Here is a 23488-nt window from a genome sequence, read left to right as displayed (position 1 = left end):
AAACTATCAGGTTGATGGGGTTTTCAGACGAGCGGTATTACGCCGGCCTCGGCTCACGACAGGTCGGTGGGGTATTCAGTGGCGTCCTGACGAATGCAGCGGAGCTGGGCGAAGGCCGCGCGCATGGCGCGGGGACGGGCATAGAGTTTGGCGTAATGCTGACGGGCGGGTTCCTCCACCTTGATGGGGTCGCCCGCGAACTCGTTCCAGAACTGGTCGGGGTAAATGCGCTCACGACCGGCGACCAGGCGTTCGGCATCCGCTCCGCCGAAGTCGAAGTCGAAGTCGAAGTACCAAAGCATCGGTGAGCGGACAATGTCATACCAAGGGGGAATGCCCAGCACGGGCGCATCCATCATCACCAGGCGGTCGGTCAGCTGCGGATAGCGCGTGGCGTAGGCGAAGGCGAAGGCGACCATGGTGCCGATGTCGTGGCCGATAACCAGCGAGTGTTCGATACCCAGCGCTGCCAACAACGCACGGATGTCGCCGGCCTGGTTTTTCTTGTCGTAGCCGCTGTCCGGGATGTCCTGAATCCGAAAGGCAGCAGGAAATGGCGTCACCCCGGCCTGCGCCGGGATGCTGAGCGCAGCAGCATAAAAACGGTTAACAGACGGATCATGACGGTGCCCTCCATCAGTGCGCGGGGAAGGAACCCCGACGCAATGTGGATGAGCGTAGACCGTTTGATCGTCTCTGGATTGCCCTCTCCCTGGCAGGAGAGGGTAGGTGCCAGCCTTAGGTGTGATGAATTTCCCGATCCTTGGTTTCCGGCAGGAAGAAGATGCCAAGAATCGCCGTCATCACCGCGATGACGATGGGGTACCACAGCCCGTAGTAGATATCACCCGTGGCCGCGACCATGGCAAACGCCACCGTGGGCAGAAAGCCGCCGAACCATCCGTTGCCGATGTGGTAGGGCAGCGACATCGAGGTGTAGCGGATGCGCGCCGGGAACAGTTCCACCAGCCAGGCGGCGATCGGGCCATAGACCATGGTCACGTAGATCACCAGGATGGTCAGGAGCAGCAGCACCATTGGGTAGTTGGTCTTGGCCGGGTCGGCCTTCTCGGGGTAGCCGGCGTCCTTGAGCGCGGTGCCGAGGGTGGCGGCGAAGGTGTCGTTCTTGGCCTTGAAGTCGGCGGCCGGCATGCCGGTGCCCTCGAAGCTCGGGATCACTTTGTTGCCGATGCGGACCTGCGCGACGGCGCCAGGCTCAGCCTTCTCGTTCTTGTAGGGGATGGCCCTCTTCGCCAGAACAGTCTTGGCGAGGTCGCAGGAGCTGGTGAATTTGGCCTTGCCCACCGGGTCGAACTGGAACGAGCACTGGTCAGGATCGGCGACCACCGTGACCGGGTTCTTCTCCTGCGCGATGAACACGTCGGGGTTTCCGTATTGGGTCAACGCATGGAAGATCGGGAAGTAAGTCAGCGCCGCGATAATGCAGCCGGCCATGATGATCCCTTTGCGGCCGATACGGTCGGACAGACTGCCGAATATGACGAAGAACGGCGTGCCGATCAGCAGCGAGCCGGCAATCAGCAAGTTGGCGGTCTGCGGTTCTATCTTCAGCGTCTGCAGCAGGAAGAACAGCGCATAGAACTGCCCGGTGTACCAGACGACGGCCTGGCCGGCAGTGCCGCCGAGCAGGGCCATGATCACGATCTTGAGATTGTCCCAGCGGGCGAAGGATTCGGTCAGCGGCGCCTTGGAGGACTTGCCTTCGGCTTTCATCTTCAAGAACACCGGCGACTCGCTGAGTTGCAGGCGGATGTACACCGAGACAATCAGCAGCAGGATCGACAGCAGGAATGGAATCCGCCAGCCCCAGGCCTCGAAAGCTTCTGTGCCGAGGACCGTGCGGCAAGCGAGGATCACCAGCAGCGAGAGGAACAGCCCAAGGGTTGCAGTGGTTTGAATCCACGAGGTGAAGTAGCCGCGTTTGCCTTTCGGCGCATGTTCCGCCACGTAGGTCGCAGCGCCGCCGTACTCACCGCCCAGGGCCAGGCCTTGCAGCAGACGCAAGGTGATCAGGATGATCGGTGCCGCCACGCCAATGGTCGCGTAGCCGGGCAAAAAGCCCACGATGGCGGTGGAGATACCCATGATCACAATGGTGATGAGAAAGGTGTGTTTGCGCCCGATCATGTCACCCAGTCGGCCGAACACGATGGCGCCGAAGGGGCGTACCGCGAAGCCCGCAGCGAACGCGAGCAGCGCGAAGATGAAGGACGTTGTCTCATTGACGCCGGCGAAGAAGTGCTTGGCAATGATCGCAGCGAGAGACCCATAAAGGTAGAAGTCGTACCACTCGAACACGGTGCCCAGGGACGAGGCAAAAATGACCTTGCGCTCCTCCTTGGTGATCCCGTGGTGGGGCGCGCTGCCCGTGGAAGTGTTGTCGATTGCGGCCATGAGTCTTCTCCGTCGTTCTTGTTATAGGCCGGAGTACCTCGTTACCTTTTTGCCGCACCCAGGCCCTGGGGCTGATGTCGTCGGAATACGGATTGCGCGAAGCATGCACACAGGCTGACGGCCTCGCATCGCTGCAAGGTTTCCTGAAGCATAATCGGCTTCGCGCAGATATCCACTCGCCATCACGCTCAACCCCGGGCTGACACACCGCTGGAGGCGTGAAGACTCAAGTCTTGATCACGTACCCATAGGCTCGAATGCGACCCCCTTCCTGTTTCAAGTACACGCCCTGCAGTTCCGGCGTGAATCCAGGAAGAGAGTTGATACCTTCCTCCAGCGCCAGAAAGTATTTGAGCACCGCACCTCCCCATATTTCCCCGGGCACCACGCAGAGCACGCCGGGTGGATAGGGAAGCGCACCTTCGGCAGCGATGCGACCCTCCGCGTCTGCCAGTGCCACCAGTTCGACGTTGCCACGGATGAACTCGAATTGTGCAGCCTGCGGATTCATCGCCTTTTTCGGGAAGTGTTCCTTGCGGAACATTGCTTTCTGCAATTGCTGGACGTTGTGGTCGCGGTAGAGGTCGTGCATCTCCTGGCAGAGTTGGCGAATGGTGTAGTTGCGATAGCGCTCCTGGTGCTGCGCATAGATGGCCGGCAACACCCGGCTCATCGGCGCGTCATCACTGATGAAGCGTTCAAAGCGCGCGATCTGTGCGGCGAGATGGGTCATCTTCGCCCAGTCTTCGGCCGGGGTGAGCAAGAACAGAATCGAGTTCAGGTCGCACTTTTCCGGAACGATGCCATTCTCGCGCAGGAAGTTGGCGAGGATGCCGGCATGGATGCCGAAGTTGGTGTAACTGCCATCGATCGGGTCGATGCCGGGTGTTGTGAACAGCAACTTGCAGGGGTCGATGAAGTATTGCTTGTCAGCGTAACCGCTGAAGGCATGCCAGCGATCCTTCGGATGGAATTCGAAAAACCGGATGTCGTTGGCGATGTTCTCAGTCGGATGGTCCTGCCAGGGGCGACCGTCAATGGTGTCCGGCACGAAGGGGCGAACCATGGTGCACGCTTCCAGAATCAACTTGCGTGCGTCGATGCCGAACTTCACACAGTCTTCCCACAGGCGCAGGCCACTGCGGCCGGAATGAATGCGCGCGTTCACATCCAGTGAGGCGAACAGCGGGTAAAACGGGCTGGTAGAGGCTTGGGCCATGAAGGCGTTGTTCACCCGTGCATGGTTGCAATAACGGGCCTGGCCTTTGATATGGCGATCTTTCTTGTGGATCTGCGACGCCTGGGAAAACCCCGCCTGCTGTTTGTGCACCGATTGAGTGACAAAGATGCCGGGGTCGTTTTCATGCAGATCCAGCAGCAACGGCGAGCAATCCTTCATCATCGGGATGAACTGTTCGTAGCCCACCCACGCCGAGTCAAACAGGATGTAGTCGCACAGTTTGCCGATGCGATCGACGACTTGTCTGGCGTTGTAGATGGTGCCGTCATAGGTGCCCAGCTGAATGATCGCCAGGCGAAACGGCCGTGGCAGCTGGGCCTTGTCCGGTGCGACTTCGCTGATGAGTTCGCGCAGGTAATCTTCTTCGAAACAATGCGCGTCAATCCCGCCGATGAACCCATAAGGGTTGCGCGCGGTTTCCAGGTAAACCGGGGTCGCCCCCGCCTGGATCAACGCACCTTGGTGATTGGATTTGTGGTTGTTGCGGTCGAACAGCACCAGATCGCCAGGCGTGAGCAACGCGTTGGTAACCACCTTGTTGGAGGCCGATGTGCCATTGAGCACGAAGTAGGTCTTGTCGGCGTTGAACACCTGCGCCGCATGTTTTTGCGCCAGAAGTGCGGGGCCTTCGTGGATCAGCAAATCGCCGAGTTTGACGTCGGCGTTGCACATGTCGGCGCGAAACAGGGTCTCGCCGAAGAAGTCGAAGAACTGTCGGCCAGCCGGGTGTTTGCGGAAAAACTGGCCGCCCTGGTGGCCAGGGCAGGCGAACGTCGCGTTGGCCGATTCGGTGTAGTGCTTGAGCGCGTCGAAGAAGGGTGGCAGGAGACTTTCTTCATAGGCTTTTGCCGCGGTCTCCAATTGGTTGCCATGGTATTCGGCGTTGTTGCGCGAGGGGTCAAAAATACCATTCACCTGAAGCAGAACGTCTTGCAGGTGCTTGTAGACGTCCCGGGCGCGGTTGCCGGAACCGGGGGAGGCGACGAGAAAAATGGGGATATCGAAACCGGTACGTTGCAGGGCGTCCAGGGCGCCCGCCACCACATCCTCCACAGAGAACACTGCAACCGCGACATCGGTGTAGTCAGTTTGATTGAGCGGAATCACTTCTCGGGAGGTCTGGAAGCAATCGAACGCGGAATCACTGGCGGCTATTTTCAGGGCTTTCATGCGAGGAATCTCCTAGCGGACAGTCACTTGTCGGCTTTTTTTCAAGAGATCAATTTAGCGAGGGAGCCTTCAACGTTCCCTGATCCAAATCATGTCGCCACTGGTTATAGACCATGTTGGGAAGGGTTACGGCTTTTCTACCGGCTTCTCCCAAGGACTGCCGACAGGCGCTCGACCACTTCTACTGCGGCAACCCCTTCGTTGGCGCCCTCATGAAAGACAGCGCAACTCGCCGTGTCGTCGCCATCAACGCAGCGATAGACCGCCACTACGCTGCCCGGACCGGTGCCGGTGTGTCCGCTCAACGTCAGATCGCCCATGACCAAACCCTGCATCAGGCCGAGAGCGTAGCCTGGGGAAGTCCACGGGCGACCGGGAATCGGGCCGCCGAGGACGCGTGCCGTTTGCATCGCTTGCAGCAGCGAGTTTGGCAGAAGGTGCCCGGCCAGCAGGCCGTCCAGACAAAGGGCGGCTTCCTCAAGCGGGCCGACAAGTAAACCGTGATAGACCCAACCGGGGTCGTAGGTTGGCGCGCTCCCCATGTTTACGCCCTCTAGATCGGCTTGCGTTTTGGCGAGGCGTATGCGGGATAAACCGAGGGGGGCGAACACACGCTCCGTGAGCGCTGCTTCAAGCGTGCGCCCAGTCACGCGTTCAATCAGTCGCACGACAAACAGATAGCCGACGTTTGAATAGCGCCAACCGTCCCCGGGTGCGTAGCGCAACCGGCTGGCATCAAGGCGTTGCAGCATGTCATCGGCCGACCAGGGCGTCTCATGGCGGGCCACGGCGTTGTGGTAGTCGGCGAGTTCGCCATAATCCGCCAGCCCGGCCTCATGCCGCAGCAGCTGGCGCAGCGTGAAGGGGCCTTCAGCAACGGTGTCGTCCAGGGTGATCAACCCGTCACGCACCAGTGACAGCGCGGCAGCAGCGAGCACAGTTTTGGTAAAGCTCCACCAGGGCACCGTTGTATCCGGCCTTTCAGGCGTGACGAGAGCGCCGTTCGATACAAGGGAAAATAGTATGAGTCGACTCTGGATGGAGGAGGGAGCGAATGGCCCTCGGCTTCTGCTGATCAGGTGTGCCCCAACGCAATCGCGAACGAGACCACGATCATGCAGGCAAAGGCAAAATTCAGGTTCATGAAGTTTTCATCCAAAGCATTTGTGATGGCGCCATCTTGAACAAGTCACAAACAAATAAAAAATTCGGCTTTATGTTTTGAATCATCGAAAGAATTGATGTCCGGGTGGTTTGTGTTTACCCCGCGCTTTAGCTAGTCTCGCACAAACACGCAATTACGCGCAAAAACGGGCAAAAACATGCACGACTCACACTCAGCCGTCGAGCTCCCTTATCTGCGTCGGCAAAAAATCCTATTGATTCTCGAACGTGATGGCAAGGTCATGGCTAGTGAACTGAGCCAGCATTTCGCGGTGTCCGAAGACACCATTCGCCGTGATCTGGCGGAGCTGGCCACCGCCGGGCTGGTGCTGCGGGTGCACGGCGGGGCGCTGCCGCGGCCCAAGGACACCGGCAAGGATTATTTCACCCGCGTCAGTGAAACCGATGAGGTGAAAACACACCTGGCGCAACTCGCCGCTCGCCAGGTACACAACGGCCAGATTGTCATTTTCGATTCGGGGAGCACGACGCTGCAGATCGCCCGGTCGCTGCCTTCGGATATTTCCATCACGGCCGTCACCGCCTCGCCGATGATCGCGATCAACCTGGCTGAATACAAAGGCATCACGGTGATTCTGGCCGGCGGGCAACTCAATCCTGCAACCATGTCGGCCAGCGGACATGAAACCCTGCGGCTGATCGAGGGCATCAAGGCTGATCTGCTGTTCACCGGGGTCTGCGCGATTCACCCGGAAGTCGGCATCAGCTCCCTGCATTTCGACGAGGTGCCGGTCAAACAGGCGATGCTCGCCAGCGCCTCCCATGTCGTTGCCGTTACCACCGCCGACAAACTGGGGGCGGTGGAGCCGTTCGTTGTCGCGCCGTGTCAGCGCATTCATACCCTGATCACCGAGCGTCATGTGGCGTCGGGCAATGTCGAGGACTATCAGAAGCTAGGGATCGAGGTGGTGCAGGTGGAGGCGTGAAACGCGTTGGGTTTTCACCCGTTGGCCGATGTCGAACCGTCATGCTTCAGCCCCCGGTCACCGGCGGGAAAAAGGCGATCTCGTCAAAGTCCTCGATCGCCTGATCCGGATGGCACAGCTCCTGGCCGATAATCCTGATGTACACCTGCTGGAGCTACTACGTGTTCCGCGGAAAAGTGAGGATCGGTGATGGCTACCATTAGTGGCGGGGGCATTGCGATTGTTGATGCAGGCGGCCGGGATGAGTACCCACTGACGATCGCCACAAAAAGAAACCCGGAGCCCCATGACAGGGCTCCGGGTTTTTTTCTATCAATCGTCCCGAACTCACTGCGCCCCGAACATCGCCGTCCAGTAAATCCCCGGATCACTCTTCGGATCAACCGCATAGGCCGCGCCCAACTCCCGGTACTGCGGGTTCATCAGGTTCGCGCAGTGACCGGCGCTGGACACCCAGCCATCTACCACCTTGCGCACGGTGTCTTGTCCGGCAGCGATGGTCTCGCCGACCTGCCCGCCGCCATAACCTGCCAATTCAGCCCGGTCACCCGGCATGCGGCCATCGCGGTCCTTGTGATCGAAGTAATTGTTGTTGGCCATCGACCGTGCGTGCTCCTCGGCCGCCGTCGCCAGCGTGGCGTTCCAGGCCAGTGGCGTGGTGGCGGCAAAGGATTGCGTGCCGCACTGGCGCGGCTGACTGCGTGCGATGTTGAGTTCGGCCAACAGCTTCTGACCTTCCGCCTGCCAGTCGCCCAGGCGAGCGCTCAGCAGTGGCCGAGCCAGCACGATGCGCCACTCGTGGTCCTGGTGGCTGACGCCGACATCGACGAATTGCGGGTCCAGCACGATCTGGCAAAAGCTTTCCTGAATGGCTTTCATCGCCGACGGCGCATCGCGCGGCCCGGACAGGCTGATCGCCTGTACATTCTTCATCGGATAACCCGCGCTGGCCATTGCCTGCTGCAGATTGCCGACGCTGTTGGCGTTCAGCGCCAAACGTGGGTCGCCGGCCAGCGGTGGCAGTTCCTGCGATACCTGACCCGCGCAGCGCTGCACCTGGCTGCGGTAGAGGTTGATCGAATCAATCAGTTGTTTTTCGTCGGCCGCCAACGCATTCACGGCGAACAACATCCCCAGTGACAACGTGGCAAGACGCATAGCAGATGATTTGAAGCGCATGGAAATCCCCTTGAGCTGACTGCGCCCATGATGCGCGATTTCACCCCCGCGAGTGCAATGACTTTTCACGCCCCAAGACTGTTTTTTTTGTTCGTCTGTTGGAATGAATTTTGGCAACTACAATCAAGCAAAGTCGCCAGCGCGGCGTGCTCCCGATTCCGCCAGAAGGGTCGATCATGCGAGTTATCTGGATAGCCACCTGCTTGGCAATAACTCTTCTCGCTGGCCAGGCCACTGCGTCTGAGCAAGAGCAAAAAAAGGAAGTGGCTGAGGACAAGGCCGAGGTCCTTGAGCATAAAGCTGCGGAGATGGGCTCCGATGTACCGGTGCCCAGGTCAGAAGCCATCACCACCTCCGAAGTTCAGGCAGTCGATCCCGCCGGTGCGTCGCCGCTGGACGATGCAATCACCTGTCTGGCCCGCTCCATCTATTGGGAAGCCAAAGGCAAATCGTCCGCCGACATGGAAGCCGTCGCCAGCGTCGTCATGAACCGCCTGGGCCATGGGGGCTTTCCGGACACGGTATGCGCCGTGGTCAAGCAGGGTTCTGAAACCAGGAATTGTCAGTTTTCGTGGTGGTGTGATGGACGCTCGGATCAGGTCCAGGAAGAAACCCAATACGCGATGGCCAAGGAAATCGCGCGCAAGGCGCTCAACAAGCAACTGAACGACCGAACCCGCGGCGCGATGTATTTCCACGACCGGAATGTGAAACCCGTTTGGGCCAGGAAATACATCAAGACCACAGAGACCTTGATGTTTCTTTTTTATAAGCCGCGTGGTGGGTCGGCGAAGTAGGGACGATCGCATGAGCGAGGTCTACGCCATCCTCAAAGCCTATGGCTCCAAACTCGGGAATCCAGGCGTATATTGATAGTGTCGATCCAGATAGTTGAGGCGATAGTAAATCGTCGGTGGTGTGACAGGCGAGAGCGCTGGGGGAGCTAGATATCCCGGAACGTTTGGAGGTGTTACATGAGCCAATATCAACGACTCTTTCTGATAGCCGGTCCAGGCATGCGTCACACACCGGCGTTGGAGCGAGCGGTCGCCATTGCCGAAGCCACTGGCGCAGCGCTGCACATCACGGTGTTTATCGAAGACTACAACCTCTTGGGTTTGAGCGCTGGTGCACGTTTTCGTGAGGCCTGTCAGCAAGAGAACGAAAAATGGTTGAAGGATGAGGCCGATCTAATACGCGAGCGCGGGGTCATGGTGAGTACCGAAGTGCTTGTTACGCGAACCGCGCTGCAAGAAATACTTCGGCATGTGGCAGAAATGCAGCCGGATCTGGTTATCAAGGACGTGCAACACGAGTCAGCGCTCAAACGCGTTTTCATTACGCCTCTGGATTGGCACCTGTTGCGTGAATGTCCGGTGGCTGTGCATCTGGTCAGCGAAATCAGGTGTCCACTTCCGCGGGTGGTAGTGGCGGCAGTCGATCCGTCACAACCTGAGACTCAGATCGCTGGCATCAACGACCGCATCATCCAGGCGGCGAACGGATTGTCAATGCAATGCAGCGCGGAACTGCATCTGCTGCATGCCTACGATCTATCGCAGACACATATATCCGACGCAGGCGCTGGTGCAGTGACGATGCCAGGTTTCAGCAGCGAAGTGCGCAAGTCACTGCAAAAGTCATTTATCGCATTGGCTGACCACTATGGTGTGCCCACTGAGCGACAACACTTCGTTGAAGGGCCACCTGGCAAAGCGCTGGCCGACTTTGCAGCGCATCACCGGGCCGATGTGATCGTCATGGGAAACGCGCATCGCAAGGGACTGGGCAAATGGGTGGGCAGTACGACAGAGCATGTTCTGTATCAAGTGCCCTGCAACATTTTCGCCGTTACGGGGTCTGCGGATCAGTGAATGGATTCGCTATTAAATGACTCGTAAAGAGCGCCTCAGCGACTGGGGCGAATTGTTTGAGGGCGCGCGTTGAGGTATCCCGGTAGGTATCGCCATCGGTTGCCGCCAAAAGCTCAAATCAAACAGCGTATGCCGACATGCCAGCGGCTTGTCTGCCGGTCGCTCCTCGCCGACTCCGGCCATCCGCGACCGGTTGCAATCGGCCCAATTGCAGGCGTTGGCGAATGGTTGAAATGTGTAGATTCGGTCAAGAAAACGGCCAACCGCGAACGGCCCTAACCTTCTCCACTGCGACTCATGCAACCATCCCGGATGTTCGATCAATAGAACTGATGACCAGGGTGTGTACCTCTGACGCCTCAGTTGATCACTGTTTGGTTTTCTAGATTCAGTTCGGCTAGGATGTAACCATCGTTACATTTTATGAGTCTCTATGAGCGCAACAAACTGGCTATTGATCACCTACAAAGTCCCCGCAGAGCCGACCACCAAACGCATAGCCTTATGGCGCCGCCTAAAAGCCATGGGGGCCGTGTACTTGCAAAGCGGGGTGTGCCTGTTGCCCAAGACCGATGACCATATTCGCCGACTGAAGATGATTGAAAACGACATCGCCGGCATGGCTGGCGATTGTGTGATCCTGGAGACTGTGGCGCTGGACCGTGCTCAGGAAGATAAAGTCATCGCTCGTTTCAAAGCTGATCGGGACGACCAGTATCGTGAGTTCCTCGGCCGCTGCGCGGACTTCGAGGCCGAGATCGCCCACGAAGTGGCGATCCAGAAGTTCACTTACGCGGAACTGGAGGAAGAGGATTCCGACCTAAAGAAATTGCAACGCTGGCTCGAAAAGATCCGCAAGCTCGATTTCTATGGAGCGCAACTGGCCGAGGTAGCGGCGACGCGGTTGCAGGAGTGCGAGGCGATTTTGGATGCCTATGCCAAACAGGTTTTCGAGGCTCATGATGAAAACCACTGACAAGCCGGGCGATGTTTCAACTACTGCGCCAATCCAGAAGACCTCAACCGGGAATGCCTGGCGCACCATGCCTGGCGGTATCTGGGCGCTAGGCTTCGTCTCGATGCTGATGGACATCTCCTCAGAGATGATCCATGCATTGCTGCCGCTCTACATGGTGACAGTACTGGGTACCTCCGTCCTGGCGGTGGGGCTCATCGAAGGGATAGCCGAGGCTACGGCCTCGATCACCAAGGTATTCTCCGGGGCGCTCAGTGATCGATTGGGCAAGCGCAAACTGCTCGCGGCGCTGGGTTATGGACTGGGGGCACTGTCCAAGCCGATCTTTCCTTTGGCGGGCTCGCTGGACTGGCTGATCGGGGCTCGCTTTATCGACCGCATTGGCAAAGGTATTCGCGGCGCCCCGCGCGATGCGTTGGTAGCCGACATCACGCCGCCCGAGATACGGGGGGCAGCTTTCGGCCTGCGGCAAACTCTGGATACCGTGGGTGCGTTCCTGGGACCGTTGCTGGCGATCGGATTGATGTGGCTAACCGCGAACCACTTCCAGACTGTGTTCTGGGTGGCCGTCATCCCGGCCTTCCTCGCCGTCGCGGTGCTGCTGGTGTTCGTTCATGAGCCCAAACAAGTGGAAGGGACGCACCGGGTGCGTGCGCCTTTGAGCCGGCGGGAATTAGCCCGACTGGGCGCTGGTTACTGGTGGGTGGTGGGTGTCGCTGCGGTGTTCACCCTGGCGCGCTTCAGTGAAGCCTTTCTGATCCTGCGCGGCCAGACCGTTGGGCTGGCGCCGATGTGGGCACCCGCGGTGCTTGTCCTGATGGGAGTGGCGTACTCGCTGTCAGCCTATCCCGCCGGGGCATTGTCGGATCGTGTCAGCCGCGTGACGGTGCTCGGTGCAGGTCTGATATTGCTGATTGCTGCCGATCTGACGCTGGCGTTCGCGCCGGGCATCGGTGGCCTGGTCGCAGGCGTCGTTCTATGGGGGCTGCACATGGGGTTTACCCAAGGGATATTCGCCGCCCTGATCGCCGATTGCGCGCCGGCTGAACTGCGTGGGACGGCATTTGGCATGTTCAATTTGTTGACTGGGTTGGCCTTGCTGATGGCTAGTGTCATCGCGGGGGCGCTGTGGGATACGGTAGGCTACCAGGCTACCTTCTTGATGGGAGGGGGCTTTGCTGTGCTGGCTTTTCTGGGGTTGTGGGTGATCCAGGCAAAAATTCAGGCTCGATAGCAACTCAGTTACTACCGATATGACGGCAGGTCCGTCTACGTGGTCGATTGCAGGCCCTCACGACAGGCAGCTTTTGGCCGATTGCTGCCTGTCGCGATGGGCAACAACCGATCAACACCCCTTGCCCAAAGTGGCCCTTTTATTAGCCCAGGCACCCGATATGCGTGCCCTGGTGCCGGACAGCTAAATAACCACCATTGCGCCTGACTTGCTCACAATGTGCCGGGTTGATGCTCAGCAGATCGCATAGTCGGTCGAAGCCAGGCGCAGCCTGTACGTCGTGAAAGGAACGCTCCGAATGCGGAGATCGAATAACGCCCAATGCTGTGGCGCAAAGCCGGGTATCGGTGCCGACGCTTTCACAGCGATTGGAGGCTGGTCTTGATGGTAGTGACCACACGGTTACGGCCTTCGTGTTTAGCGTGATACAGGCGTTGATCAGCTGTACGCAGAATGGCCTCGATGGTGTCGCCGTCGCGGCCGGATTGCGATACGCCGATGCTCACTGTGACCACGGTTAACCGCTGCAGGCCATGAAAAGAATTACTTGCAACGGTGTTTCGCAGACGCTCGGCGATTACGTGCGCGCCTTCAAGTGAAGTCTGAGGTAGCAGAATCATGAACTCTTCCCCGCCCACTCGGGCTACGCCGTCATACGGCCGGATCGAATCGAGGCATTTCTCCACGAAATCTTTCAGGATGTCGTCGCCAACCTGATGCCCGAAGCGATCGTTGATGGACTTGAAATTATCCAGATCGAGTGCCAACACGGAGAACGGCTCACCGCCGCGCTTGGTCCGGCCCATTTCGACTTCGACCCGCTCCATGAACCGACGCCGATTATCAGCGCCAGTCAGTGGATCGGTCGCCGCAAGGTGCCCGAGCTCTTGATTGGTGCGCTGGAGTTCCTGCAGGGCGCTCTCGGTATACGCCATCGCTTCGGCAAGACGCACCATCAACTCCTCTTGGCTGTAAATCTTCGAGAACGACCGCGTGGTGAGAAACGCTTGCACGACTCCATAGCTCAACATGAAGAATCCACCGGCGAAGATCGCATGAGCGAGCCACCACATGTGGTTCCACGGACGTGCAAGGATGAAGGCAAGCGATGACAGCGCGAACGCGGTGACCGAGATGACAAAAATCATCATCAACGGCGAACGGATACGGCGCAGCAGGAGTATTGCCACGGTCAATGTGGAAAGAATGAGGGCACCACTTTCCATCGAGAGGCGCACCGCGAGATTGCCGGCGATCGGTGAATTCGCGACGTACGCCACTGCCACGTCAACCAGCAGGAACAGTCCTATCCAGGTCAACCACGGGCGGGCCTTCATTCGTTGGTCCGCTGCATCGGGTGGGCGGTGGTACGACAGCATTCCGACTAACAGCAGAATCGACATGACCAGTCGGGAGGCCGGTCCATAAAGCAGGAAGAGCCAGATATTGTGGTGCGCTTGCCCGGTGAACGCGCCATGCAATGCGTAGATCAGTGCAAAACCGATAAAACCAAGCGTCATCCATCGCAGCAGCGGATCTCCCGATGACTGATAGCAGCGCCACGTTACGTAAGTAACAAACAAGCCCGCCAAGGTGGCTGCCGTGATCGCAATGATATGGAACAGGTGATTCTCGAATATATGGGTGGGGTCTTGAAAGACGTACAAGTAGCCAATCAGATAGGCCGGAACAAACGCAAATCCTGCGAGCAGCAAGTAGGCATAAACCTTGACCATGAGGCGGACGGCTTCAGGTGGCTCGCCGCTGGCGATGAGATTGCTCATGGCTCCCTCCAAGTTGAAATCTATTTAGCCAGCACCGGTCCGATATTGGCTCCAAAGCCGCCTGCCTGCCTGCCAACGGTCCCTCGCATCATTTCGCAGATAGGGGGTGGACCGATCTATGGCATTTCAATATTAGACTCCTTCCCAATTCCTGCTGCACAAGCAGGTAAAAATGTTCACGCGAACGCAAGGGGCGCGCTAATTGATCTGCACAATGACCGGGCCTTCCGTGACGACTGGCGGGTTCGCGTGGATGTGCGAGGCGTTTTTCTGAATCCAGTCGCGAGCGACTTTCATGCTCTCATCGGTGCCGGCCTTGTCCGTGCAAACAGTCACCGACATACCGCCATCACTGAGAGGTAGCAGTGTGTAGCTTGCCAGGCCAGCCACTTTCCGGAGGGCAGCTTCGACGTCGGCCTTTTGCTTTTCTAAAACATCGAAAAGCTGCTTTGCACCAGGACCTGAGTAGGTTCGTATGACCGCATACATAGTCGTCTCCTTTGTGATTTACCGTCTTGATACCCACCCAGATCCGCTGATGGCCGCTATCACTTGGGTTTCAGTTCGTACCGATTTGTTCAGCTTAGTCAAACGCCGGTGACAAGCGAAATGCAACGACCACCGGCAGCTCCGTGAGCTGACGCCCACCAACCCTGTTCAGTCGTGCGTAGATTCCGGTTCCTCCAGATGATCGATGTGCTTGAAGCGCTCGACCAGAAAATCGATCAGGCTGCGTACCCGCGCCGACAGGTGCAACTGTTGCGGATACACGGCGTAGACATCGGCGCGGGTGGGGGTCTGATCCTCCAGCACCAGGCGCAAGCGACCAATGCGCACGTAACGAGCGATGTCCCATTCGGCCCGCAGCAAAATGCCGTATCCTTCCAGCGCCCAGTTCAGGGCCACTTCACCGTCGTTGCAGCCTAACGCGCCGCGCACTTTGATGTTTTGCGTGCGCCCACCGTTGGTGAAACGCCACACGCCGTTGGGCGTTTCGTTTTGCCGCAGGAAGATGTAGTTGTGTTGCTGTAAATCCGCCAGGTGTTGGGCACGCCATGTTGTTCCAGGTACAGCGGCGAGGCGCATAACAGACGGCGATTGGAGGCGATCTTTCGGGCATGTAAGGCGGCGTCCGGCAGCGTGCCGAAACGAATACCCAGGTCAAACCCGTGAGTCGTCAGGTCGAGCGGGTGGTCGCTGATTTCCAGCTGTATTTCCACCTCCGGGTATTGCGCGAAGAACGCGCCCAGGGCGGGGCCGATATAGCGCCGACCGAATCCCAGCGAAGCGTTGACGCGAATCAGGCCTTTAGGGGTTGCCCGACTGCTGCTGATCAGCTGCTCGACCTCGTCGATCTGCGTCAGATAACGGAAGGTGCTCAAAGTTTGTAGCCGATCTGCCGCAACAGGTTCTTGCGCCACAGGATGTCTTCCTCGCCTTCAATGCCACGGGCACAGTAGCCATCCACCACGCCCAGAATCGCTCGCCCTTGGTCCGTCTCGGCGAGAATCACTTCAGTCGGATTGGCCGTTGCACAAAAAATTCGGCACACCTCTGGAACCATTTTGACGGCGTTCAACACGTTTACGGGATAGAAGCCATCGTCGAGGAAAATGATGAAGCTATGGCCTGCGCCGATGGCTTGGGCATTGCTCCGGGCCAGTTCGATCATGGCGGTATCGGTGCCGGACCAGCGCACCAGGCATTTGCCGGAAGCTTCGCAAAAGGCCACGCCAAAGCGGATACCTGGCACGGCATTGACCAACGCTTCGTGGATGTCCTCGACGGACTTGATGAAGTGGGTCTGACCCAAAATGAAGTTCGTCGCTTCCGGTTTATCGATTTTCAACGTGATGAGTTGCATCTCAAACGCCTCCTTTCACGATGTCGTTACTCTTCAGCCTAGCGTGAGAACGAGCCGGGCGTTGAGCATCGATGCGTTTGATACTTGAACATACAAAGCGCCCCGGTGCTGACACATTGCAGATACATCAGTGCGGTTTCATGGGCCAGCCCCACACTCATAGAGAGAATTGCCATGTACCGCAAACTGCAGCATGTCGCGAAGTTCCTCAGCCAGGGCGCGCGTTTGATGGTCGGCGTGCCCGATTACGATAACTACGTTGCGCAAATGGCGCTCAATCGTCCCGGCGAACCGGTCATGAGCTATTCGGCGTTTTTCCGTGAGCGTCAGGAGGCCCGTTTCGGCCTTGGGAAATGTAATACCCGTTGCTGCTAGAACTTCGCATAGTTCAACGCATCGACAATGGCCGAGCCGCCGATACCGGTCAGCGACAGCAGTAGCGCCCGGATCAGCGGGTCTTCCGCGTAGTGTGAGAACGAGCCGGTATTGAACGTCGCGGCCCGCTCGCGGATCATCTTGAACTTGGTGTAGCAAGGCGTCGTTCCGGGTGTTTGCAGCAGATAGGCGTCGAGCCGTTGCAGTGCAAGCGTGCGGGACTTTTCCGCTGCGCGTCGCAGCGACAGCGCGGTAGGGCGCATCGGCCAACTGGCGTGCTGGGAACATTACAACCCGCTGGCCCGTTACGCCTTGATGGCCGACGGCGAACAGATCCACGCCTCGATGTACCCAGGGTCGTTTGCTGACCCGCTGTTTACCTCGCAAATGGAAGTCAACATTCGTCAACACGCGCTGGAATCGGCGTGCTTCGTGGTCAACTCCACGGCCTGGCTGAACCCTGAGCAACAGGCGCAAATCATGGCCGATACCGGCTGCCCCATCGGCCCCATTTCCGGTGGTTGCTTTACCGCGATCATCAGCCCGGACGGCGTAGTGCTGGGCTCGCTGACCGAAGGCGAAGGCGAAGGCGAGGTGATCGTCGACCTCGACATGGGCCTGATCGACAAGCGCAAACGCATGATGGATTCGCGCGGTCACTACAGCCGTCCAGAACTGTTGAGCCTGCTGATCGACCGCACACCGACAGCCCATGCGCATGAGCGCAGTGCGCATCCGAAACTGGCGGTGACCGATACTGTGGAAGAAATCAGTCGTTAAACGGCAGATACAAAAAAGGGGACTCTGGAAGTCCCCTTTTGCTCGCCTGGCCTTACAGTTCCATACCCAAAAAGATCAGCGTGTTGCCATGTGCCTCAACCGCTGCGCGCTGGTTGTAGCTGTCGCGATGCGAGCAGTTGAAGCCATGTTCGGCTTCCGGATACACGACAATTTCGACGTTATCGTTGGTATCGAAACGCTCGGCGATTTTCTCCACGGCTTCCAGTGGGATGTGGCTGTCCTGTTCACCGAAGTGCATCAGCAGCGGCACTTCGATTTCATCGGCCCGGTCCAGCTGATTCTGGATTCCGCCGCCGTAATAGGCGATGGCCACGTCCACCAGTCCATTGGCGGCGGTGTGGTACGAGAGCAAACCACCGAAGCAGTAACCAATCGAGGCGATGCCGCCGTCCAGACCCGGCTGGGCTTTCAAGGCGTCGATGGCCAGTTCGATGTCGGTCTGTGCCTTGCTGATGTCGGTGGTGTTCATCAACTCGACGGCGCGTTTCCAACCGGCCTCGTCGTAGGTCAGTTCGATGCGGTGGCCGCTGCGCCAGAACAGGTCTGGTGCAATCACCAGGTAACCGTCGGCAGCGTATTGTTCGGCGACCGAGCGGATGTGTTCATTCACGCCAAAGATTTCCTGGATCAACACGATCCCCGGGCCTTTGCGGGTGTGCGGAATGGCCAGGTAAGCGCCGAATTTTCCGTCGGCGCTGTCGATCTCGATCCATTGGGTGGTCACGCTCATGGTGGCTCCTTTCTTCGCATGTGAGTGGGGTGAAGCTTGTTGGGGCTGTAAGTCGTCGATGCTGGGTTCTTGACGTATCGAGTCCCTGGCGTTTCAGCGGTTATCGCGGCGCCAGAAGACTCGAGCCAGCAGCGCATCGAGGCTGAGCTTGCCGGCACCCGAGAGCAACAGCGGCATAAAGGCCGCGAGGTAGATCAGCGGCAGTTTGAAGTTGCCGTGACCCTTGTTGCTGATGGCGTAACCCTGGGCAAGCTCACTCAATGTAGACCAATCGGCCGGCCAGTGAACGGCGGCGGTCGCGACGACCGTGACCACGATCAAAATGATTGCCGAGATCCGCGTTCCCAGGCCGACCAGTATGGCCAGGGCGCAGATCAGTTCGGCCCACATCGACAGGTCCCAGTTCAGCGTGGCCGGCACGTGGTTGAAGGGGAACGGGAAGCTGTCCTGAATATCGGCAAACCAGTTTTCGCCATTGAATTTTTCCAGGCCTGATTCGAAGAACTCCCAGGCAAGGAACACCCGCAGGGTCAGCGGCGCAATCCAGCTACCGGCACGGTCGAGGTTCAGGTGCAGGCCTTTCACAGCCGAAGAGAGTGAGGTGGACATGGGCTTGATCTCCGTTCAGTGAGGGAGGAGGGGCACCGCGGTGCCCCACACATTGGGTTACTCGCCGGCGCCGCACTTGCCTTCGCCACATTTACCTTCCGCCGGTTTTTCTGCCGAGTCGGCCTGGACCTGGCTGTAGCCGTGGGCCAGTTGTTTCATGCTGAACGCCTCGGACTCAGAGGCTGAAGCCACGTTGGACAGGGCCAGGCCGCCAGCGATGATCAGGCCGAGGGTCAAAGAAGAAGTCGAGAGTTTGAACATGGTGATACTCCGTAGCATTGAGTGAGTTGAGCGCTCTGATCGGCGTGGCCAATCGACAGGCACAGTTCATCAAGCAGGTGTATCTGCGATGTGTCTTTGGCGTGGGGTTTTAGAGGCGGGGTGTGTCGGGGGCGGGGCTGTACACACTGTGATACGTAACCCTGAAATTGCTCAGCTAGAACGCAGCCTCGCTGGGGCTCGACAGCTGCTACAGAGAGCCGGTGGCATGTGATCCGGCCTCGACCGCTGGCGTCTAGCGTCTGTGTCCCCACAATCCCATGGGGCGAGACTTCGGAACCCGGCATGCAAGCGCTGTTGAACGAGATCCTTGACGCAGTACGTCCCCTGATCGGCCAGGGAAAGGTGGCTGACTACATTCCCGCCCTCGGTACGGTGCCGGCCGATCAGTTGGGCATCGCGGTGTATGGCAATGACGGCGAACTGTATTGCGCCGGCGATGCCCATACGCTGTTCTCGGTGCAGAGTATTTCCAAGGTGTTCAGCCTGGTGCAGGCCATCGGACACTCCGGCGAAGCCATTTGGAAACGCCTGGGTCACGAGCCTTCCGGCCAGCCGTTCAATTCGCTGGTGCAACTGGAGTTTGAGCGCGGGCGCCCGCGCAATCCCTTCATCAATGCCGGTGCGCTGGTGATCTGCGACATCAACCAGTCACGCTTTGCCGCGCCGGCCCTGTCCATGCGCGATTTTGTCCGTCGGCTGTCCGGCAACCCGCAAGTCATGGTGGACGGCAAGGTCGCCGAGTCCGAATACCAGCATCGTGCGCGCAACGCGGCGATGGCTTATCTGATGCAGTCTTTCGGCAATTTCCACAACGACGTCGAAGCGGTACTGCGCAGTTACTTCAGCCATTGTGCCCTGCGCATGAGCTGCGTGGATCTGGCGCGGGCGTTCTGTTTTCTGGCCAATGACGGTTTCTGCAAGCACAGCGGTGAACAGATTCTAACCGCCCGCCAGACCCAGCAAGTCAACTCGATCATGGCCACCAGCGGCCTCTACGATGAAGCCGGCAATTTTGCCTATCGCGTCGGTTTGCCCGGCAAGAGCGGCGTGGGCGGGGGGATTGTCGCGGTGGTGCCGGGGCAATTCACGGTGTGCGTCTGGTCGCCGGAGTTGAACACCGCCGGCAACTCCCTCGCGGGCATGGCCGCGCTGGAGTTGCTGAGTCAGCGGATTGGCTGGTCGGTGTTCTAGACCGGGTCAGCGCGGCAACGCTTCGACCCGGCTGCGTGTACCTCTTTTAGCGTAGGAGGGCCGTGTGCCGGGCCGCCGGGTTTTCGATCACCGGTCAGGCGTGCGGTTAATGACGCTCCAGGGATTTTCCTATACATTTTCCGGCCGCCCACAGCATGGTGAAACCGCTTCATGTCTCTTGCGCTCGAACGTCTAGTCGCTGGCACGCCTATCCCTTTCGCCGGGAATCGTGTCTCTGTGGTCAGCCCCGAATTGGCCGCGCGTTTTCAGCCCGGGGACCATTTGCTGGTGGAGCAGGTCAGCGGCGAATTGTTGCTGATTCCGGTGGCTGACCAGCAAGCGGCGGCCATTGCAATCGAGCGTGCCGAAGCGGCGTTCAGCGCAATGGCCGCGGTCTCCGATCAAGCCATCAGCGAGTTCTTTGATCGCTTCGCCCAACGCCTGGAAAACCCTGACTGCTGGGCCTTGATCGAAGCCGCCAACCTGGCCGACATCGAGCGGGCCAAGGCCCGTGGACGTTCCACCACGCGGCTTCTGGCGGATGAACGCATGCGCCGCGACATGATCGCCGGCCTCAGGGCCTGGCGCGATGCGTCGGCCACGCGCGGCAAAGTGGTCAGTTGCATCGAGCATGACGGTTGGAAAGTCGAGCAAGTGGTCTCGCCGCTCGGCATCGTCGCGTTCGTCTTCGAAGGGCGACCGAACGTCTTCGCCGACGCCGCCGGTGTGTTGCGTACGGGTAACACGGCGGTGTTGCGCATTGGTAGCGATGCGTTGGGCACGGCGCAAGCCATCGTCACCCACGCGCTGAATCCGGCACTGAGCGACGCCGGGTTGCCGACCGGCGCGGTGTCGCTGGTGGAAAGCGTCAATCACGCGGCCGGTTGGGCGATGTTCGCCGACCGGCGTCTGTCGCTGGCGGTGGCCCGTGGTTCGGGTCGCGCTGTCAGTCAATTGGGCAGCATCGCCCAGCAGGCCGGCACCGCCGTCAGCCTGCACGGCACCGGTGGCGCCTGGTTGATCGCCGACAAGGACGCCAATGCCAAGCGCTTTGCCGCGGTAGTGCGCAACTCGCTGGATCGCAAAGTCTGCAACACGATGAACGTCTGCCTGATTCACCGTGACCGTGTTGTGCAATTGCTGCCGCTGTTCCTCGACGCGCTGCAACAGGCCGGCACCGCACGCGGGCAGGGCTGCAAATTGCACATCGTCGAAGGCAGCGAGCCGTACTTGCCGACCGATTGGCAGACTGCCAGCGTTGAGGTGTACCGCGCCGAAGGCTATCAAACCGAAGCGTTGGCCGAACCGCTGCCCGAGGATCAGTTGGGCCGGGAGTGGGAATGGGAAGAAACCCCAGAAGTCAGCCTGAAGATTGTCGATGACCTGGACAGCGCCATCGAGTTGTTCAATCGCTATAGCCCGCAATTCACCGTGTCGTTGATCAGTGAAGATGCCGCGGCTCAGGAACGCTTCTACAACGCGGTCAACGCACCTTTTGTCGGCAACGGGATTACCCGCTGGGTCGACGGACAGTACGCGCTGAACAAGCCGGAACTGGGGCTTTCGAACTGGGAGAGCGGTCGTCTGTTTGCTCGCAGTGCGATTCTCTCGGGAGATGGGGTGTTCACGATCCGCAGTCGCATGACCCAGACGGATCTGTCGGTCAAACGCTGATCCAGCACCACGACCCCAGTCAACGGCCGCACTATACTTAATGTGCGTCTGTATGGGCGTGGCGAGCACTCCAAAACGTATCAGATGTCCAAAACGCTCGCCTGAGAGTCAAGGCTGCACAGCCAATGGACGGGCAGTGCATCCGATGACGGAGAGAGGGTTACACCATGAAACTTCATTCCTTTCAACAATACTCTCATGATCTGGAAAGGGGCGTTCACGACACGTGGATTACCGCGAGGGTGAAGTCAGCCCTGGCAATGGCTGAACCCAGCCTTGGCCTGCAAATCCATGTCAAAACCCACGGGGGCACGGTGGCATTGAGCGGTCGCGTCAACACCCATAAACAGTGTGAGCAGGCTGTTGCTCTGGCCCGTTCGGTTCAGGGGGTCGTCGAAGTCGATGCCAAAGACTTGCTGACTCACGTGTTCACGCCAGGCAGCATTCCAGAACCACCCAACGCTGAAGAGGCCCCTGAGAATCGGCCACAATCGTCAACAAAGATCGACGATAAATAACCCAGTCGATCGTGTCAGTGCAGCGCTCCCGTGAGCCGGGAGCGCTGCGTCGATCGCCTCGGTGCCAATGGATACACGCTTCAGGCTGCTGCTTCTATGGATCGTGCTTGAAGGGCGCAGGTGTCCGGATACTCGGCGAGCGCCACAAAACGGTGGCTGTCGGCATCCAGGGCGTCGACCGAACCGGTCTCGATGTCATAAACCCAACCATGCAAATTCAACAGGCCTTTCTCCTGAGCCAGGCGCACGCTCGGATGCGTCTGGATATTGGCCAGTTGCGCGATGACATTCTCCCGAACCATTGAGCTCACCTTCGCCGCTTCATTGGCATGAGGGCGGGATTCGTTGATGACTTTCGCTGACTCGGCGTGTTGCAACCAGCCGCTGACGGCGGGCAGGTGGTCCATGCATTTGCATTTGGCAACGGCGGTCATGGCGCCGCAATCCGAGTGCCCGCAGATCACAATGTCGGTGACGCCGAGCACCGCGACCGCATATTCGACCGTGGCCGACACACCGCCGGGGTGAGGGCTGTAGGAGGGCACGATGTTGCCGGCATTGCGGATCACAAACAGTTCACCGGGTTCTTGTTGGGTCAGCAGTTCCGGCACGACACGGCTGTCGGAACAGGTGATGAACAGCGTGCCCGGATGCTGGGTGGTGGCCAGGTGTTTGAACAGGTCGGTCCGTTGCGGAAAGGCGTCTTTCTGGAACTTCAAAAAACCTTCGATGAGCGCTTTCATAGCGATGTCCTCATACGTGAATCGAGTGATTATTTTGTAGTAGCTGCCGAGCCCGCGAGGCTGCGTTCGGCTGCGCAGCAGTCGCCTGGATCTGGCGAGAACTTCGGTCGAGCGCGACCCCGGCTCGAACACAGCCTCGCAGGCTCGACAGCTGCTACGGATACAGCGTCGTGGTGCGGCCGGTATCCACTTAAAAAGGACGCAGTGGCAGGAACTTGCCGTCGAGGGTAATCACTGCGCGGGAGCCGCCTTCCGGGTCTTCGACTTTCTTCATGTCGAGCTTGAAGTTGATCGCACTGATGATGCCGTCGCCGAATTGCTCATGAACCAGGGCTTTCAAGGTGGTGCCGTAAATCTGGATCATTTCGTAGAAGCGGTAGATGGTCGGATCGGTTGGGACACCCGAGAGGCTGCCGCGCAACGGGATGATCTGCAGGCGGGCCACGGTGTCGGCGTCCAGGTCCAGTTTCTCGCCAATCACTTTGGCGGCGCTTTCCGGCAGCGGGTGCTGACCGAGCAGGGCGGCAGTGACGTAGGCCAGGCCGAGACCGGTGCCGTCGGTCAGGTCCTGCCAGGACAGGTTTTTGCGCGCTTTTGCATCGAGGATCGACGTGGTCAGGGCCAGGCTTGGGTCGTTGTAAGCGTGGGATTGTTGCATGGTGTTTCTCCTGTCGGGAGTGATGTTGCTTGGGTGTGGAGCAATCTTCTGCTGATCGAT

Annotated in this window: 22 protein-coding genes and 5 pseudogenes; 11 read left to right on the top strand and 16 right to left on the bottom strand. The window is 59.0% G+C overall.

All coding sequences use genetic code 11. The features are described from left to right. Window positions 1-53: 53 nt before the first annotated feature. The 4 genes from QFX16_RS16710 to QFX16_RS16695 all read right to left on the bottom strand — a co-directional run bounded on the left by QFX16_RS16710 (window position 54) and on the right by QFX16_RS16695 (window position 5850). Window positions 54-563: an alpha/beta fold hydrolase gene (locus QFX16_RS16710; protein ID WP_283180558.1), complete on the bottom strand. Its 510-nt coding sequence runs from the start codon at window positions 561-563 to the stop codon at window positions 54-56. A gap of 175 nt (window positions 564-738) precedes the next feature. Continuing rightward, entirely contained in the window at window positions 739-2415 is a 1677-nt protein-coding gene (locus QFX16_RS16705; RefSeq protein ID WP_283180557.1) for an MFS transporter, read from the bottom strand. 226 nt (window positions 2416-2641) lie between these two features. Beyond that, window positions 2642-4825, bottom strand: a complete 2184-nt coding sequence (speF, locus tag QFX16_RS16700) for an ornithine decarboxylase SpeF (protein ID WP_283180556.1) — start codon at window positions 4823-4825, stop codon at window positions 2642-2644. Window positions 4826-4962: 137 nt separating this feature from the next. Further along, window positions 4963-5850 (bottom strand): serine hydrolase domain-containing protein, encoded by an 888-nt coding sequence (locus tag QFX16_RS16695; RefSeq protein ID WP_283184585.1) that lies wholly within the window; start codon window positions 5848-5850, stop codon window positions 4963-4965. 297 nt (window positions 5851-6147) lie between these two features. Here QFX16_RS16695 and QFX16_RS16690 point away from each other — a divergent pair, with 297 nt between their 5' ends. After that, window positions 6148-6936, top strand: coding sequence for a DeoR/GlpR family DNA-binding transcription regulator (locus QFX16_RS16690; RefSeq protein WP_283180555.1), 789 nt, complete (start codon window positions 6148-6150; stop codon window positions 6934-6936). 46 nt (window positions 6937-6982) lie between these two features. Here the strand turns inward: QFX16_RS16690 and QFX16_RS16685 are convergent. Continuing rightward, a pseudogene (locus QFX16_RS16685) lies at window positions 6983-7066 on the bottom strand (MoaD/ThiS family protein); the annotation flags it as partial. Here QFX16_RS16685 and QFX16_RS29755 point away from each other — a divergent pair. Further along, window positions 7062-7139, top strand: a pseudogene (locus tag QFX16_RS29755) (hypothetical protein); the annotation flags it as partial. The pseudogenes QFX16_RS16685 and QFX16_RS29755 sit on opposite strands and share 5 nt — an antisense overlap. Before the next feature lie 124 nt (window positions 7140-7263). Here the strand turns inward: QFX16_RS29755 and QFX16_RS16680 are convergent. Then, entirely contained in the window at window positions 7264-8115 is an 852-nt protein-coding gene (locus tag QFX16_RS16680) for a CAP domain-containing protein (protein ID WP_283180553.1), read from the bottom strand. Window positions 8116-8291: 176 nt separating this feature from the next. Here QFX16_RS16680 and QFX16_RS16675 point away from each other — a divergent pair, with 176 nt between their 5' ends. From QFX16_RS16675 to QFX16_RS16660, 4 genes are all read left to right on the top strand, one after another. Next, window positions 8292-8912: a cell wall hydrolase gene (locus tag QFX16_RS16675; protein WP_283184584.1), complete on the top strand. Its 621-nt coding sequence runs from the start codon at window positions 8292-8294 to the stop codon at window positions 8910-8912. 177 nt (window positions 8913-9089) lie between these two features. Continuing rightward, window positions 9090-9989 carry a universal stress protein gene (locus QFX16_RS16670; protein ID WP_283180552.1) on the top strand — a complete coding sequence of 300 codons (900 nt, stop codon included), beginning with the start codon at window positions 9090-9092 and terminating at the stop codon, window positions 9987-9989. A gap of 454 nt (window positions 9990-10443) precedes the next feature. Continuing rightward, the gene (locus QFX16_RS16665) at window positions 10444-10965 is read left to right on the top strand and encodes a Chromate resistance protein ChrB (RefSeq protein WP_283180551.1); all 522 of its coding nucleotides are present in this window, start codon (window positions 10444-10446) and stop codon (window positions 10963-10965) included. Between the two features lie 67 nt (window positions 10966-11032). Next, a complete protein-coding gene (locus tag QFX16_RS16660; protein WP_283184583.1) occupies window positions 11033-12199 on the top strand; it encodes an MFS transporter in 1167 nt (388 codons plus the stop codon). 359 nt (window positions 12200-12558) lie between these two features. On the opposite strand, the gene QFX16_RS16655 is transcribed toward QFX16_RS16660, so the two are convergent. The 4 genes and pseudogenes from QFX16_RS16655 to QFX16_RS16640 all read right to left on the bottom strand — a co-directional run bounded on the left by QFX16_RS16655 (window position 12559) and on the right by QFX16_RS16640 (window position 15847). Then, window positions 12559-13983, bottom strand: coding sequence for a sensor domain-containing diguanylate cyclase (locus tag QFX16_RS16655; RefSeq protein WP_283180550.1), 1425 nt, complete (start codon window positions 13981-13983; stop codon window positions 12559-12561). Window positions 13984-14181: 198 nt separating this feature from the next. Then, complete coding sequence (locus tag QFX16_RS16650; protein ID WP_283180549.1) at window positions 14182-14472, bottom strand: hypothetical protein; 291 nt, start codon at window positions 14470-14472, stop codon at window positions 14182-14184. Between the two features lie 168 nt (window positions 14473-14640). Then, window positions 14641-15353 (bottom strand): annotated as a pseudogene (locus QFX16_RS16645) (LysR substrate-binding domain-containing protein); the annotation flags it as partial. 8 nt (window positions 15354-15361) lie between these two features. After that, window positions 15362-15847 (bottom strand): adenosine-specific kinase, encoded by a 486-nt coding sequence (locus tag QFX16_RS16640; RefSeq protein ID WP_283180548.1) that lies wholly within the window; start codon window positions 15845-15847, stop codon window positions 15362-15364. 174 nt (window positions 15848-16021) lie between these two features. Here QFX16_RS16640 and QFX16_RS16635 point away from each other — a divergent pair, with 174 nt between their 5' ends. Beyond that, the gene (locus QFX16_RS16635) at window positions 16022-16222 is read left to right on the top strand and encodes a YbdD/YjiX family protein (RefSeq protein ID WP_283180547.1); all 201 of its coding nucleotides are present in this window, start codon (window positions 16022-16024) and stop codon (window positions 16220-16222) included. Here QFX16_RS16635 and QFX16_RS16630 read toward each other — a convergent pair. Next, window positions 16219-16476, bottom strand: a pseudogene (locus QFX16_RS16630) (hypothetical protein); the annotation flags it as partial. The gene QFX16_RS16635 and the pseudogene QFX16_RS16630 overlap by 4 nt on opposite strands. Between QFX16_RS16630 and QFX16_RS16625 the strand changes: the two are divergent. Continuing rightward, window positions 16457-17002 (top strand): annotated as a pseudogene (locus QFX16_RS16625) (nitrilase-related carbon-nitrogen hydrolase); the annotation flags it as partial. The pseudogenes QFX16_RS16630 and QFX16_RS16625 overlap by 20 nt on opposite strands. 52 nt (window positions 17003-17054) lie before the next feature. On the opposite strand, the gene QFX16_RS16620 reads toward QFX16_RS16625, so the two are convergent. From QFX16_RS16620 to QFX16_RS16610, 3 genes are all read right to left on the bottom strand, one after another. Then, window positions 17055-17753 carry a dienelactone hydrolase family protein gene (locus QFX16_RS16620; RefSeq protein ID WP_283180546.1) on the bottom strand — a complete coding sequence of 233 codons (699 nt, stop codon included), beginning with the start codon at window positions 17751-17753 and terminating at the stop codon, window positions 17055-17057. A 93-nt stretch (window positions 17754-17846) separates the two neighbouring features. Continuing rightward, window positions 17847-18362, bottom strand: a complete 516-nt coding sequence (locus QFX16_RS16615) for an HvfX family Cu-binding RiPP maturation protein (protein WP_283180545.1) — start codon at window positions 18360-18362, stop codon at window positions 17847-17849. A 57-nt stretch (window positions 18363-18419) separates the two neighbouring features. Continuing rightward, on the bottom strand, window positions 18420-18623 hold the full coding sequence (locus QFX16_RS16610) for an HvfA family oxazolone/thioamide-modified RiPP metallophore (protein ID WP_090183003.1): 204 nt from the start codon (window positions 18621-18623) through the stop codon (window positions 18420-18422). 303 nt (window positions 18624-18926) lie between these two features. On the opposite strand from QFX16_RS16610, the gene glsB reads away from it, so the two are divergent. The 3 genes from glsB to QFX16_RS16595 all read left to right on the top strand — a co-directional run bounded on the left by glsB (window position 18927) and on the right by QFX16_RS16595 (window position 22027). Beyond that, window positions 18927-19835 carry a glutaminase B gene (gene glsB / locus QFX16_RS16605; RefSeq protein ID WP_283180544.1) on the top strand — a complete coding sequence of 303 codons (909 nt, stop codon included), beginning with the start codon at window positions 18927-18929 and terminating at the stop codon, window positions 19833-19835. A gap of 171 nt (window positions 19836-20006) precedes the next feature. Further along, window positions 20007-21509: an aldehyde dehydrogenase family protein gene (locus QFX16_RS16600; RefSeq protein WP_283180543.1), complete on the top strand. Its 1503-nt coding sequence runs from the start codon at window positions 20007-20009 to the stop codon at window positions 21507-21509. 167 nt (window positions 21510-21676) lie between these two features. Then, window positions 21677-22027, top strand: a complete 351-nt coding sequence (locus tag QFX16_RS16595; RefSeq protein WP_283180542.1) for a BON domain-containing protein — start codon at window positions 21677-21679, stop codon at window positions 22025-22027. 80 nt (window positions 22028-22107) lie between these two features. Here the strand turns inward: QFX16_RS16595 and QFX16_RS16590 are convergent, their stop codons facing one another. Both QFX16_RS16590 and cynS read right to left on the bottom strand, forming a co-directional pair. Continuing rightward, window positions 22108-22770, bottom strand: coding sequence for a carbonic anhydrase (locus QFX16_RS16590; protein ID WP_283180541.1), 663 nt, complete (start codon window positions 22768-22770; stop codon window positions 22108-22110). A 190-nt stretch (window positions 22771-22960) separates the two neighbouring features. After that, window positions 22961-23428, bottom strand: coding sequence for a cyanase (gene cynS, locus QFX16_RS16585; protein ID WP_008043963.1), 468 nt, complete (start codon window positions 23426-23428; stop codon window positions 22961-22963). Window positions 23429-23488: the final 60 nt, after the last annotated feature.

This window comes from Pseudomonas svalbardensis (genome assembly GCF_030053115.1).
Taxonomy (GTDB): Bacteria; Pseudomonadota; Gammaproteobacteria; order Pseudomonadales; family Pseudomonadaceae; genus Aquipseudomonas; species Aquipseudomonas svalbardensis.
This window is presented reverse-complemented; position numbering and strand designations above follow the sequence as displayed.

Excerpts from the sequence above, each read along its gene's own strand:
- QFX16_RS16660 (WP_283184583.1), top strand. The coding sequence starts at position 11,033 with ATGCCTGGCGGTATCTGGGCGCTAGGCTTCGTCTCGATGCTGATGGAC.
- QFX16_RS16690 (WP_283180555.1), top strand. The coding sequence starts at position 6,148 with ATGCACGACTCACACTCAGCCGTCGAGCTCCCTTATCTGCGTCGGCAA.
- speF (WP_283180556.1), bottom strand. The coding sequence starts at position 4,825 with ATGAAAGCCCTGAAAATAGCCGCCAGTGATTCCGCGTTCGATTGCTTC.
- QFX16_RS16635 (WP_283180547.1), top strand. The coding sequence starts at position 16,022 with ATGTACCGCAAACTGCAGCATGTCGCGAAGTTCCTCAGCCAGGGCGCG.
- QFX16_RS16680 (WP_283180553.1), bottom strand. The coding sequence starts at position 8,115 with ATGCGCTTCAAATCATCTGCTATGCGTCTTGCCACGTTGTCACTGGGG.
- QFX16_RS16600 (WP_283180543.1), top strand. The coding sequence starts at position 20,007 with ATGTCTCTTGCGCTCGAACGTCTAGTCGCTGGCACGCCTATCCCTTTC.
- QFX16_RS16670 (WP_283180552.1), top strand. The coding sequence starts at position 9,090 with ATGAGCCAATATCAACGACTCTTTCTGATAGCCGGTCCAGGCATGCGT.
- glsB (WP_283180544.1), top strand. The coding sequence starts at position 18,927 with ATGCAAGCGCTGTTGAACGAGATCCTTGACGCAGTACGTCCCCTGATC.
- QFX16_RS16620 (WP_283180546.1), bottom strand. The coding sequence starts at position 17,753 with ATGAGCGTGACCACCCAATGGATCGAGATCGACAGCGCCGACGGAAAA.
- QFX16_RS16615 (WP_283180545.1), bottom strand. The coding sequence starts at position 18,362 with ATGTCCACCTCACTCTCTTCGGCTGTGAAAGGCCTGCACCTGAACCTC.
- QFX16_RS16640 (WP_283180548.1), bottom strand. The coding sequence starts at position 15,847 with ATGCAACTCATCACGTTGAAAATCGATAAACCGGAAGCGACGAACTTC.
- QFX16_RS16610 (WP_090183003.1), bottom strand. The coding sequence starts at position 18,623 with ATGTTCAAACTCTCGACTTCTTCTTTGACCCTCGGCCTGATCATCGCT.
- QFX16_RS16590 (WP_283180541.1), bottom strand. The coding sequence starts at position 22,770 with ATGAAAGCGCTCATCGAAGGTTTTTTGAAGTTCCAGAAAGACGCCTTT.
- QFX16_RS16675 (WP_283184584.1), top strand. The coding sequence starts at position 8,292 with ATGCGAGTTATCTGGATAGCCACCTGCTTGGCAATAACTCTTCTCGCT.
- QFX16_RS16650 (WP_283180549.1), bottom strand. The coding sequence starts at position 14,472 with ATGTATGCGGTCATACGAACCTACTCAGGTCCTGGTGCAAAGCAGCTT.
- QFX16_RS16655 (WP_283180550.1), bottom strand. The coding sequence starts at position 13,983 with ATGAGCAATCTCATCGCCAGCGGCGAGCCACCTGAAGCCGTCCGCCTC.
- cynS (WP_008043963.1), bottom strand. The coding sequence starts at position 23,428 with ATGCAACAATCCCACGCTTACAACGACCCAAGCCTGGCCCTGACCACG.
- QFX16_RS16595 (WP_283180542.1), top strand. The coding sequence starts at position 21,677 with ATGAAACTTCATTCCTTTCAACAATACTCTCATGATCTGGAAAGGGGC.
- QFX16_RS16705 (WP_283180557.1), bottom strand. The coding sequence starts at position 2,415 with ATGGCCGCAATCGACAACACTTCCACGGGCAGCGCGCCCCACCACGGG.